The 11,232-nt window shown below is 72.7% G+C and carries 10 protein-coding genes; 2 read left to right on the forward strand and 8 right to left on the reverse strand.

What is annotated here, in order from left to right; all coding sequences use genetic code 11:
• The first annotated feature begins 708 nt into the window (after positions 1-708).
• The gene (gene trpS, locus IO30_RS0128630) at positions 709-1,707 is read left to right on the forward strand and encodes a tryptophan--tRNA ligase (protein ID WP_031147657.1); all 999 of its coding nucleotides are present in this window, start codon (positions 709-711) and stop codon (positions 1,705-1,707) included.
• Between the two features lie 120 nt (positions 1,708-1,827).
• Here the strand turns inward: trpS and proC are convergent, their stop codons facing one another.
• The 5 genes from proC to IO30_RS0128655 form a co-directional block, all read right to left on the reverse strand.
• Positions 1,828-2,637, reverse strand: a complete 810-nt coding sequence (gene proC, locus IO30_RS0128635) for a pyrroline-5-carboxylate reductase (protein WP_031147659.1) — start codon at positions 2,635-2,637, stop codon at positions 1,828-1,830.
• A gap of 103 nt (positions 2,638-2,740) precedes the next feature.
• Positions 2,741-3,541 (reverse strand): ABC transporter permease, encoded by an 801-nt coding sequence (locus IO30_RS0128640; protein ID WP_031147661.1) that lies wholly within the window; start codon positions 3,539-3,541, stop codon positions 2,741-2,743.
• Entirely contained in the window at positions 3,538-4,371 is an 834-nt protein-coding gene (locus IO30_RS0128645) for an ABC transporter ATP-binding protein (protein ID WP_031147662.1), read from the reverse strand. Before IO30_RS0128645 ends, IO30_RS0128640 begins: the two co-directional genes overlap by 4 nt.
• A 60-nt stretch (positions 4,372-4,431) precedes the next feature.
• On the reverse strand, positions 4,432-4,956 hold the full coding sequence (locus IO30_RS0128650; protein ID WP_031147664.1) for a hypothetical protein: 525 nt from the start codon (positions 4,954-4,956) through the stop codon (positions 4,432-4,434).
• Positions 4,957-5,041: 85 nt separating this feature from the next.
• Positions 5,042-5,353 (reverse strand): peptidase, encoded by a 312-nt coding sequence (locus IO30_RS0128655; protein WP_031147666.1) that lies wholly within the window; start codon positions 5,351-5,353, stop codon positions 5,042-5,044.
• 107 nt (positions 5,354-5,460) lie between these two features.
• On the opposite strand from IO30_RS0128655, the gene IO30_RS0128660 reads away from it, so the two are divergent.
• Entirely contained in the window at positions 5,461-7,629 is a 2,169-nt protein-coding gene (locus IO30_RS0128660) for a serine/threonine-protein kinase (RefSeq protein WP_031147668.1), read from the forward strand.
• A 63-nt stretch (positions 7,630-7,692) separates the two neighbouring features.
• Here the strand turns inward: IO30_RS0128660 and ilvD are convergent, their stop codons facing one another.
• The 3 genes from ilvD to IO30_RS0128675 all read right to left on the reverse strand — a co-directional run bounded on the left by ilvD (position 7,693) and on the right by IO30_RS0128675 (position 11,131).
• Positions 7,693-9,543 (reverse strand): dihydroxy-acid dehydratase, encoded by a 1,851-nt coding sequence (gene ilvD / locus IO30_RS0128665; protein WP_031147670.1) that lies wholly within the window; start codon positions 9,541-9,543, stop codon positions 7,693-7,695.
• A 137-nt stretch (positions 9,544-9,680) separates the two neighbouring features.
• The gene (locus IO30_RS0128670; RefSeq protein ID WP_031147672.1) at positions 9,681-10,301 is read right to left on the reverse strand and encodes a TetR/AcrR family transcriptional regulator; all 621 of its coding nucleotides are present in this window, start codon (positions 10,299-10,301) and stop codon (positions 9,681-9,683) included.
• Complete coding sequence (locus IO30_RS0128675) at positions 10,298-11,131, reverse strand: sugar phosphate isomerase/epimerase family protein (protein ID WP_031147674.1); 834 nt, start codon at positions 11,129-11,131, stop codon at positions 10,298-10,300. Before IO30_RS0128675 ends, IO30_RS0128670 begins: the two co-directional genes overlap by 4 nt.
• Positions 11,132-11,232: the final 101 nt, after the last annotated feature.

Genomic DNA, 11,232 nt, shown 5'->3' on the forward strand with positions numbered 1-11,232 from the left:
ACGGACGCTTCCTTTGTACTCACCCTCTCGGGCTTTCCTCCGGGCTTCGTTCTTCGTTTCCGACTCTATCAGACTCTTTCGTGTCCGATTCCCGGTCGAGGCGGGTTTCGCTTTCCAGGTTTCCGCTTTCGCGTTTCCCTTTCCGGCGAGTCCGACTCTATCAGATCCTTTCGGGCCTGACCCCCAGTCAGCGGGGTTTGCCATCCGGGCTGTTGGGCCCTTGCGGCGAGTGAGACAGTAGCGGATTCCCGGCCGCCGAACCTAATCGGCGGCCGCGTCCTGCGGACACGGATTCCTCATTCGCAAATACGCATGAAAACGAGACGACAAAGTGCGTCGTTCGTTCGAATGTGTAGGTGCGGGATGGCTGTCCGGGGACCGACCGGGGTCGGCGCTCACTTCGGACAACTCGAAGAACCTTACGGACCGGGCACACCTGTGTCAACCCCTGGCTGACCGGCAGGCGGCACGTACGTGAACTTCACCCCGTCCTCATCCCTCCCCGTCTACCCTGAGCCCATGACTGCGCATGCGCTCATGCTCGACCTTCGTTGGTGGGCCGCCTGACGGCGGCTGACCTTCTGCGCGAGCACGCATGCGCTCCACGGCCGCCGCCTCGGCGGCCGTTCTCGTTTCTCCCCTCCCGGGGAGTGGCCCGGCCGCCCGGCGCGACGGCACCGGCACCACTCACACACGGGAGAGCAGGACATGACGAGGATCTTCAGCGGGATCAAGCCGAGCGGGCATCTGACCCTGGGCAACTACCTGGGCGCCGTCCGGCAGTGGGTCGCCTCCGACCAGGAGCCGGACGAGGCCCTGTTCTGCGTGGTGGACCTGCACGCGCTGACCGTCGAGCACGATCCGGCCCGCGTACGAAGGCTCACCCGGCAGGCGGCGACGCTGCTGCTCGCCGCCGGGCTCGATCCACAGCGCTGCACGCTGTTCGTCCAGAGCCACGTCGACGAGCACACGCGACTGGCGTACCTGCTGGAGTGCACCGCTTCCGACGGGGAGCTGCGGCGGATGATCCAGTACAAGGAGAAGGCGGCGAGGGCCCAGGGGGCCGGCGAGGGCGTACGGCTCTCGCTGCTCACCTATCCCGTGCTGATGGCCGCCGACATCCTGGCGTACGGGGCCCAGGAGGTGCCGGTCGGTGAGGACCAGCGCCAGCACGTCGAGCTGACCCGCGATCTGGCCGTGCGCTTCAACCAGCGCTACGGGCACACCTTCACCGTGCCGAAGGCGACGCATCCGAAGGTCGCGGCGCGGGTCATGGACCTCCAGGAGCCGACCTCGAAGATGGGGAAGTCCCACGAGAACGGGGCCGGCATCGTCTACCTGCTCGACGAACCGGAGGTCGTCACCAAGAAGGTGATGCGGGCCGTCACGGACACGGGGGACGGCGGGGTCGTCTACGACCGGCAGGCCCGGCCGGGGGTCGCGAACCTCCTCGACCTGCTGGCCGCCTGCACCGGCGGCGATCCCGCGGCGCTCGCCGGGGGCTACAGCGGCTACGGGGCGCTCAAGCGGGACGTCGCCGACGCCGTGGTGGAGCTGCTGCGGCCCGTACGGGAGCGGCACGCGGAGCTCGCCGCCGATCCCGGGGCGGTGGAGAAGGTGCTGCGCGAGGGAGCCGGACGGGCGCGGGCGCTGGCGCGGCCCCTCGTGGACCGGGCCCACGAGGCCATCGGGCTGCTCGCGCCCTGACGGGACCTGCCGGGTACGGGCGCCCGCTCGGGCGGGGCCCCTACCCGCGGACCGTAGCCGCGGACCGTACCCGCGGACCGTGACCGCGGCTCGTATCCGCGGGCCCCGGGCCCTGGTGGGTCAGCTGTTGCCGGAGGCGAGTTCGCGGCTACGGTCGCGGGCGGCTTCGAGGGCGGCGATCAGGGCGGCCCGTACGCCGTGCTTCTCCAGCTCGACGATGGCGTTGATCGTCGTACCGGCCGGGGAGGTGACGGCCTCGCGGAGCTTGACCGGGTGCTCGCCGCTGTCGCGGAGCATGACGGCGGCGCCGATGGCGGCCTGGACGATCAGGTCGTGGGCCTGGGCGCGGGGCAGGCCGAGGAGGATGCCCGCGTCGGTCATGGCCTCGACGAGGAAGTAGAAGTAGGCGGGTCCGGAGCCGGAGAGGGCGGTGGCCGCGTCCTGCTGGGACTCCGGGACGCGCAGGGTCTTGCCGACGCCGCCGAAGATCTCCTCGGTGTGCAGGAGGTGCGCGGCGGTGGCGTGGCTGCCGGCCGAGATGACGGACATGGCCTCGTCGACGAGGGCGGGGGTGTTCGTCATGACGCGGACGACGGGGGTGCCGGTGGCGAGCCGCTCCTCGAAGAAGGAGGTCGGGATGCCGGCGGCGCCGCTGATGACCAGGCGGTCGGCGGGGACGTGCGGGGCGAGCTCCTCCAGGAGCTTGCCCATGTCCTGCGGCTTGACCGTGAGGATGAGGGTGTCGGCGCGCTTGGCGGCCTCGGCGTTGCTGACGGCCTCGACGCCGTAACGGGTGCGGAGCTCCTCGGCGCGTTCCGGGCGGCGGGCGGTGACGAGGAGCTTCGAGGCCGGCCAGCCGCCGCGGATCATCCCGCTGAGCAGGGCTTCGCCGATCTTGCCGGTACCGAGGACTGCGACTGTCTGGGTCATGCCCGATCCACCTCGCCGAACGAACGTAAGGACGTACGGGCTCATCCTTGCACCCGCGCGGTGCGCGGGGGGCGGACCGTCCGCTCCGTGGTCAGGCGGTGGGTCAGGGCGTGCGGCGGCGGAGGGTGGCCGCGCCGAGGGCGAGGACGAGCAGGGCGCATCCGGCGACGATCAGGGCGTCGCGGACGAAGGTGGCGGTCATGTCGGTGTGGGTGAGGACCTCGGTCATGCCGTCGACGGCGTAGGACATGGGCAGGACGTCCGAGACGGCTTCGAGGACGGGGTGCATGGTGTCGCGGGCCGCGAAGAGGCCGCAGAGCAGCAGCTGGGGGAAGATCACGGCCGGCATGAACTGGACGGCCTGGAACTCGGAGGCCGCGAAGGCGGAGACGAAGAGGCCGAGGGCGGTGCCGAGGAGGGCGTCGAGGAGGGCGACGAGCAGCAGCAGCCAGGGGGAGCCGACCACGTCGAGGCCCAGCACCCACAGGGCGAGGCCGGTGGCGAGCAGGGACTGGAAGACGGCCACGACGCCGAAGGCGAGGGCGTATCCGGCGATGAGGTCGGCCTTGCCCAGGGGCATGGCGAGGAGGCGCTCAAGGGTGCCGGAGGTGCGTTCGCGCAGGGTGGCGATGGAGGTCACCAGGAACATCGTGATGAGGGGGAAGATCCCGAGGAGCGAGGCCCCGATGCTGTCGAAGGTCCGGGCGCTGCCGTCGAAGACGAAGCGGAGCAGGGTCAGCATCAGTACGGGGACCAGGAGCATCAGCGCGATGGAGCGCGGGTCGTGCCGGAGCTGGCGCAGGACGCGGGCCGCGGTGGCGGTGGTGCGGGCGGCGCTGAAGGCGGAGGGCGGCGCGGAGCGCGGCGCGGGCGCGGTGGCGGAGGGCGGCGGGGCGGCGTTCATCGGCTCTGCTCCCTGGCGGTTGCTGCGGTCGTGGCGGTCGTGGCGGTTGCTGCGGCCTCGTCGACGAGGCGGAGGAAGCCCTCCTCGACGGTGGCGCAGTGGGTACGGGTGCGCAGTGCGTCGGGGGTGTCCTGGGCGAGGATGCGGCCCTCGCGCATGAGGAGCAGTTCGTGGCAGCGCTCGGCCTCGTCCATGACGTGGGAGGAGACGAGGATCGTGGCGCCGCGGGTGGCCGTGATCCGGTGGAAGAGGTTCCACAGGTCGCGGCGCAGTACGGGGTCGAGGCCGACGGTGGGTTCGTCGAGGACCAGCAGGTCGGGGGTGCCGAGGAGGGCGACGGCGAGGGAGACGCGGCTGCGCTGGCCGCCGGAGAGGTTTCCGGCGAGGGCGTCGGCGCGGGTGGTGAGGTCGACGTCGGTGATGGCGCGGGTGACGGCTTCGGCGCGGCGGTCGGCGGCGGCGCGGCCGGGGTCGAGGACGGCGGCGAAGTAGTCGAGGTTCTGCCGGACGGTGAGGTCGTCGTAGACGGAGGGAGCCTGGGTGACGTAGCCGATGCGGGAGCGGAGCTCGGGGTGGCCGGAGGGGCGGCCGAGGACGTCGAGGGTGCCGGTGACGTGGGACTGGCTGCCGACCACGGCGCGCATGAGGGTGGACTTGCCGCAGCCGGAGGGGCCGAGGAGGCCGGTGATGCGGCCGCGGGGGACGTCGAAGGCGATGGAGTCGATGACGGTGCGCGGGGTGCGGCCGGTGCCGCGGCGGACGGTCAGGTCCTGGGCGTGCACGGCGGCCGGGCCGGGTGACGGGGGCCCGTCGGCCTGGTTATTCATCATGTGATGAATAATGCTCCTGGCGGTGCCGGGGCGTCAACAGGAAGGACTGAGGGCCGGTGGTTACTTCTTGCGCTTGGGGCGCCGCGCGGCCGGGTTGCCCGTACGGGAGCTGCGGCGGCGGGCGAATTCGGCGCGGGCGCGCTCGTACTCGGCGCGGCGCAGGTCCTCGCCCGGGGCCTCGAAGAAGCAGCGGATGAAGTACGCGATGAGGGAGCCGATGAAACCGATCGCCTTGAGGCCCTTGAGGGCGGCCTCGTCCGAGGACGGGGCGGGGCGGCGGCTGAAGGACTCCCAGGTCTTGGCGAAGGCGATGGAGCTGGCGATCGCGAAGAGGACGACCACGGAGATGCTGAGGAACGGGCCGACGTTGCCGATCTCCATGCCCTCGTAGGCGAAGCGCAGCAGGTAGGCGCTGGCCGTGGCCCCGAGCAGGGATCCGAGAGCGGCGCCGACGCGGCGCAGCATGTAGTGGCCGTCGCGGCGCAGCCAGGTCGTCCCGAAGAAGCGGATCGGCTCGGGCTCGGGCCCGGCGGGGGCCGCCGGGGCCGGCTCGGCGGGGGTCTGGTCTCGCTGGTCGTCGCTCACATCAGCGATTATCCCCCGCCGGACCGGCCGGGCCGGGGCGTGTCTCACGTGTCAGAACGGTGACGCCCGCGGCCGCCGCAGACGCCTAGCCGCAGTGGGCGGCCACGTAGCCGTCGCTGCCCGTCTTCACGTAGGCGTCCGAGACGAACTGGCCGTTGCCGACGCAGTCCCACAGGTTCGTCGTCCCGTACGGGCCCGAGATGGTGGTGCCCTCGCACTGGCAGCGGATCGTGACCGACGCGCCGAGCGGCAGGACGCTCACCACCGAGTAACCGGTGCCCGGGCCGCTGCGGACCTTGAGCTGGACCCCGGGCGCGACCGGGTAGCTCTTGAAGCCGGATTCCGCGGCAAGGCTCTGGACGTCCTGGACCTGGTCCAGCTCTCCCTCAACCGACATGCACAATCCCCCCTTTTGGAGCATGACGCTCTGCAACTCGCGCAGGGTAGCAGGCCCATACCTCTTCATATGCGCCATCGACTAGGCTCCGGCGGGGGTGGTCGGCAGTGCATTCACTGCGCGCGGAACGGGCCGGATTTCCGGAGTACGCCGGGCAGTACCGGCTGGAATCCGTGCTGGGCTCCGGCGGCATGGGGGTGGTGCATCTGGCCACCTCCGCGTCCGGGCTGCGCCTCGCCGTCAAGGTCGTCCACGCACAGCACGCGGTCGATCCCGAGTTCCGGGCCCGGTTCCGGCAGGAGGTCGCCGCCGCACGACGGGTCAGCGGTGCCTTCACCGCGCCGGTCGTGGACGCGGACCCGCTGGCCGAACGGCCCTGGATGGCCACCCTGTTCATCGACGCCCCGACGCTCGCCGAGCGCGTACGGGAACGGCCGCTCGACGAGACCGAGGCGACGCGCCTGGGCGCCGGGCTGGCCGAGGCGCTCCGGGACATCCACCGGGCCGGTGTGGTGCACCGGGACCTGAAACCCAGCAACGTACTGATGGCGCCCGACGGGGTGCGGGTCATCGACTTCGGGATCTCGCGGCCGCTCGACAGCGACCTGCGCACCGAGACCGGGAAGCTGATCGGGACACCGCCCTTCATGGCGCCCGAGCAGTTCCAGCGGCCGCGGGAGGTCGGGCCGGCCGCGGACGTGTTCGCGATGGGAGCCGTCCTGGTGCACGCGCTGACCGGACGCGGACCCTTCGACTCCGAGAGCCACTACCTCGTCGCCTACCAGGTCGTGCACAACGAGCCCGACCTGACGGGGGTGCCGGCCGCGCTCGTGCCCGTCCTCACCCGCTGCCTCGCGAAGGAACCCGCCGACCGGCCCACCCCCGACGCCCTGCTCGGCGAGCTGCGCGCCGCCGCGTACCCGACCGGTGAGGACACCCGGGCGTTCATACCGCAGCCGCGCGGCCCCCTCTCGGCGCGCGGCCGGGCCGCTGCCGCCTCCGGGGACGAGCTCACGCACCGGCGGGTACGGCCGCCCGCGCCCGCGAAGGCCCGGCGTCGGGCGCCGCGGCGGACCGCCCTGGCCCTGGGGCTCGGGCTGCTGCTGACCGGCGGGGCCGTCGGGGCCTACGCGCACTTCCGGCCGGGCGCCGACCCCGCGGGCGGGGCCGCGCAGCAGCTCGGCCCGGCCGCCGGGGCCAAGCCCTCGGCCCCCGCGCCCTGGTCGGCCTCGCTGCACGACGCCGGGTCCGGGAAGGCGGTGCCGGCCTGCTCCTGGGCGTCCGCGGCCCTCTACTGCTCGGCGCCGGGGCTGGTCGCGGCCCGGCTGGAGGAGGCCGACGGGGGCGTGAGCTGGTCCGTGCCCGCACCGGGCTCGGGTGCCCGTACCGCGGGCGCCACCACCGTCGTACCCGTCACGAGCGGCGGACTCGTCCTCGCCACGGGCCCCGGCACCGGGCTGCTCCAGGCCCTGGACCCGGCGGCCGGCGCCGTGCGCTGGAAGAAGGCCGTCCCGCAGGACGCCCAGGTCCTGGCGGCGGGCGCGAAGGTGCTGGTCGCGACGTCGGACGGGAACGTCACCGCCCTCGACACGGCGACCGGCCAGGCCGGCTGGACCAAACGCCTGGGCCGGCTGGGGTCCGTCTGGTTCACGGCGCCCGGGCAGCCGGACGGCGGCCAGGACCTCTACGTGTCGACGCGCGCCGACGACGGCACCTCCTCGCAGGTCTCGGCGGTCGACCCGGCCACCGGCACGGTGCGCTGGCAGCTGCGCGCACCGGGGATGCTCCGGCCGGTCGGCGTCGCCCAGGGCAGCCTGCACCTGCTCGCAGCCGATCTGCAGGGGATGACGGGCGCCGTCGTACGCATCGACCTCGGGACGCGGGCGGTCCGGCGCACAGCCCTGTCGGTCGAGCAGTTGCAGGCGGAGGCGGCGGTGGGGCCCGACGGGGTGGCCTACCTGATCGGCGTCTCCGGTGCGCTGGCCGCGGTCGGCCCGGAGCGGGAGGCGTGGCGGCTGGAGACGGCCGTGGCCACGGCGTCCCGGCCGGTCGTCGCCGACGGGCAGGTGTACCTGATGGCGGCGGACGGCCGGCTGATCGCGGTGGACGCCGCGGCCGGACGCCTCACCGGGCAGACGGACCCCCGGATGGGCAACGGCCAGGGCACCTACACGGCGACGGTCCCCGCGCCCGTGGTCGGCGGCGGGCGCGTCTTCGGCAGCGCACCCGACGGCTCGGTCTTCTCCGTGGACGCGACGGACCCCGCCGGCTGGTGAACGCTGCGGCCCCGCCCGGGGGATCCGGGCGGGGCCGCAGCATGCTCAGCGGAGGTCGGTACGTCAGTACAGACGGCTCACGTCACGCACGGCGCCCTTGTCGGCGCTGGTGGCCATCGCCGCGTAGGCGCGCAGGGCCGCGGAGACCTTGCGCTCGCGGTCCTTCGGCGCGTACACCCCGCCGAGCGCCGCGTGGCGCGCAGCGAGCTCCTCCTCGGAGACGAGCAGCTCGATGGAGCGGTTCGGGATGTCGATGCGGATCCGGTCGCCGTCCTGGACCACCGCGATGTCGCCGCCCGACGCCGCCTCCGGGGAGGCGTGGCCGATGGACAGGCCCGAGGTGCCGCCGGAGAAGCGGCCGTCCGTCACCAGGGCGCAGACCTTGCCGAGGCCGCGGCCCTTGAGGAAGGAGGTCGGGTAGAGCATCTCCTGCATGCCCGGACCGCCGCGCGGGCCCTCGTAGCGGATGACGACCACGTCGCCCGCCTTGATCTCCTTGCGGAGGATCTTGTCGACGGCCTCGTCCTGCGACTCGCAGACCACGGCCGGGCCCTCGAAGGTCCAGATCGACTCGTCGACACCGGCGGTCTTCACCACGCAGCCGTCGACGGCGATGTTGCCGCGCAGCACGGCGAGGCCGCCGTCCTTGGAGTACGCGTGCTGCACCGAGCGGATGCAGCCGCCCTCGGCGTCGAGGTCGAGGGTGTCCCAGCGCTCGGACTGGGAGAAGGCGCTCGCGGAACGCTTGCAGCCGGGGGCCGCGTGCCACAGCTCCATCGCCGTCTCACTGGCGGTGCCGGAGCGGGCGTCCCAGCGGGCGAGCCAGTCGTCCAGGCCCTCGGAGTGGACGCTCGTGACGTTCTTGTTCAGCAGTCCGCCGCGGTGCAGCTCGCCGAGGATGGCGGGGATGCCGCCGGCGCGGTGGATGTCCTCCATGTAGTAGGTGCCGCCGGGCGCCACGTTCGGCGCGACCTTGGACAGGCACGGGACGCGGCGGGAGACCTCGTCGATGTCGGTGAGGTCGTAGTCCAGACCGGCTTCCTGCGCCGCGGCCAGCAGGTGCAGGATGGTGTTCGTCGAGCCGCCCATCGCGATGTCGAGGGCCATGGCGTTCTCGAAGGCTTCGCGGCTGGCGATGTTGCGCGGCAGGACCGACTCGTCGCCGTCCTCGTAGTAGCGCTTGGTGATCTCCACGACCGTACGGCCGGCGTCCTCGTACAGGGCGCGGCGGGCGGTGTGGGTGGCGAGGACCGAGCCGTTGCCGGGGAGGGCGAGGCCGATGGCCTCGGCCAGGCAGTTCATCGAGTTGGCGGTGAACATGCCCGAACACGAACCGCACGTGGGGCAGGCGTTCTCCTCGATGCGCAGCACGTCCTCGTCGGAGACGTTCTCGTTGGCGGCGTCGACCATGGCGTCGATCAGGTCGAGCTTGCGGACCGTGCCGTCGACGAGGATGGCCTGCCCGGCCTCCATCGGACCGCCCGAGACGAAGACGACCGGGATGTTGAGGCGCATCGCGGCCATCAGCATGCCGGGGGTGATCTTGTCGCAGTTGGAGATGCAGATCAGCGCGTCCGCGCAGTGCGCCTCGACCATGTACTCCACGGAGTCCGCGATCAGGTCGCGCGAGGGCAGCGAGTACAGCATGCCGCCGTGCCCCATCGCGATGCCGTCGTCGACGGCGATCGTGTTGAACTCGCGCGGGATCGCACCGGCCGCGCGGATGGCGTCGGAGACGATCCGGCCGACGGGCGCCAGGTGCGTGTGGCCGGGGACGAACTCGGTGAAGGAGTTGGCGACCGCGATGATCGGCTTGCCGATGTCCTCGCTCGCTACGCCCGACGCACGCATAAGGGCGCGTGCACCCGCCATGTTGCGGCCGTGGGTGACGGTGCGGGACCGGAGCTCGGGCATCGGGTTCACTCCCCAGGGGTGCGGCTGCGCCGTACGCGGCCGCGACTGTAGACAGGAATCTGTTTACGAGGCTACCGCTTGCCGCCCGGGATGCGGACGGCGAGTCCGGATGCCGGGACGCGAGGGTCAGCCTGCGGTCACTCCTCCGTCAGGTAGCGCTGGAGCGTCGGGGCCACCATGGCGACGATCGCCTCCGGGTCCGCCGACGCGAGGGGCTCCACCTGGACGACGTACCGCAGGATCGCGATGCCGACCATGTGTGAGGCGGCCAGCTCGGCGCGGAAGGTCGGGTCGGGCACCTTCAGATCGGCGGCGACCCGCTCCAGGACCCGGCGCAGCACCAGCCCGCGCAGCACCTTCGCGGCGGCCTCGTGGGTGAGCGCCGACCGCATGACGGCCAGCAGGGGCGCCCGGCTGACCGGGTTCTCCCAGATCCCCAGGAAGTACCTGGCCAGCCGCTCCCCGATGCCGTCCGGGCCCTCGCCCAGGATCGCCGGAACCACCAGGGCGGGCTCCATGCTGACCTCGATGGCCTCGGCGAACAGCTCGTCCTTGCTGCCGAAGTAGTGGTGGACCAGCGCCGGGTCCACGCCCGCCACCTTGGCGATGCCGCGCACCGAGGTCTTGTCGTAGCCGCGCTCCGCGAACACCTCGCGGGCGGCGAGCCGGATCCGCTCCTGGGTGCCGGGGCCCTCCCCTGCCTCGTCCTGGCGGGGCCGGCCGGGGCCGCGGCGGCGCGGCTTCGCGGGCCCGGTCACGGGCGGCGGGCCCGGGGGCGGGGCCGGGCGGCGGTGGCGAGGTGCAGGCGGGTGAAGGCCAGGGCCTCGGCGAGGTCGGCCTCCCGCTCGGCGGAGGACATGGCGCGCCGGGTGTTGACCTCGATCACCACGTGCCCGTCGAAGGAGGTCCGGGCGAGGCGCTCCAGCAGTTCGGCGCAGGGCTGTGTGCCGCGGCCGGGGACCAGGTGCTCGTCCTTGGCCGAGCCGTTCCCGTCGGCGAGGTGGACGTGCGCGAGCCGGTCGCCCATCCGGTCGATCATCGCGGTGGCGTCCGTCCGCGCGGTCGCCGTGTGCGACAGGTCGACGGTGAAGTGCCGGTAGTCGTCCTTGGTGACGTCCCACTCGGGCGCGTACGCGAGCATCTCGCGGTCGCGGTAGCGCCAGGGGTACATGTTCTCGACGGCGAACCGCACGTCGGTCTCGTCCGCCATCCGCCAGATGCCGGTGACGAAGTCGCGGGAGTACTGGCGCTGCCAGCGGAAGGGCGGGTGCACGACGACGGTCGACGCCCCGAGCCGCTCGGCCGCGGCCTGGGCCCGCTGGAGCTTGGTCCACGGATCCGTGGACCACACGCGCTGCGTGATGAGCAGGCAGGGCGCGTGCACGGCCAGGATCGGCACCTGGTGGTGGTCGGACAGCCGCCGCAGGGCGTCGACGTCCTGACTGACCGGATCCGTCCAGACCATGACCTCGACGCCGTCGTACCCGAGGCGCGCGGCGATCTCGAAGGCCGTCGCGGTCGACTCCGGGTAGACCGAGGCGGTGGAGAGGGCGACTTTCGCGGTCGGGGTCCGGACTGGTTCTGCCACGCAGACAGGTTACGGGCCCGCGGCCCCCGGAGAACGTGAGGCCCACCACGCGGGGGATCGGGGCGGGGGGTGAGGTGGGGTGGGGGGGGGTGGGGTGGGGT

Origin of the sequence: Streptomyces xanthophaeus, from assembly GCF_000725805.1 — a bacterium.
GTDB lineage: Bacteria > Actinomycetota > Actinomycetes > Streptomycetales > Streptomycetaceae > Streptomyces > Streptomyces xanthophaeus.

Coding starts and splice junctions, on each gene's coding strand:
- proC (WP_031147659.1), bottom strand. CDS start 2,637: ATGACCCAGACAGTCGCAGTCCTCGGTACCGGCAAGATCGGCGAAGCC.
- IO30_RS0128645 (WP_031147662.1), bottom strand. CDS start 4,371: ATGATGAATAACCAGGCCGACGGGCCCCCGTCACCCGGCCCGGCCGCC.
- trpS (WP_031147657.1), top strand. CDS start 709: ATGACGAGGATCTTCAGCGGGATCAAGCCGAGCGGGCATCTGACCCTG.
- IO30_RS0128640 (WP_031147661.1), bottom strand. CDS start 3,541: ATGAACGCCGCCCCGCCGCCCTCCGCCACCGCGCCCGCGCCGCGCTCC.
- IO30_RS0128655 (WP_031147666.1), bottom strand. CDS start 5,353: ATGTCGGTTGAGGGAGAGCTGGACCAGGTCCAGGACGTCCAGAGCCTT.
- ilvD (WP_031147670.1), bottom strand. CDS start 9,543: ATGCCCGAGCTCCGGTCCCGCACCGTCACCCACGGCCGCAACATGGCG.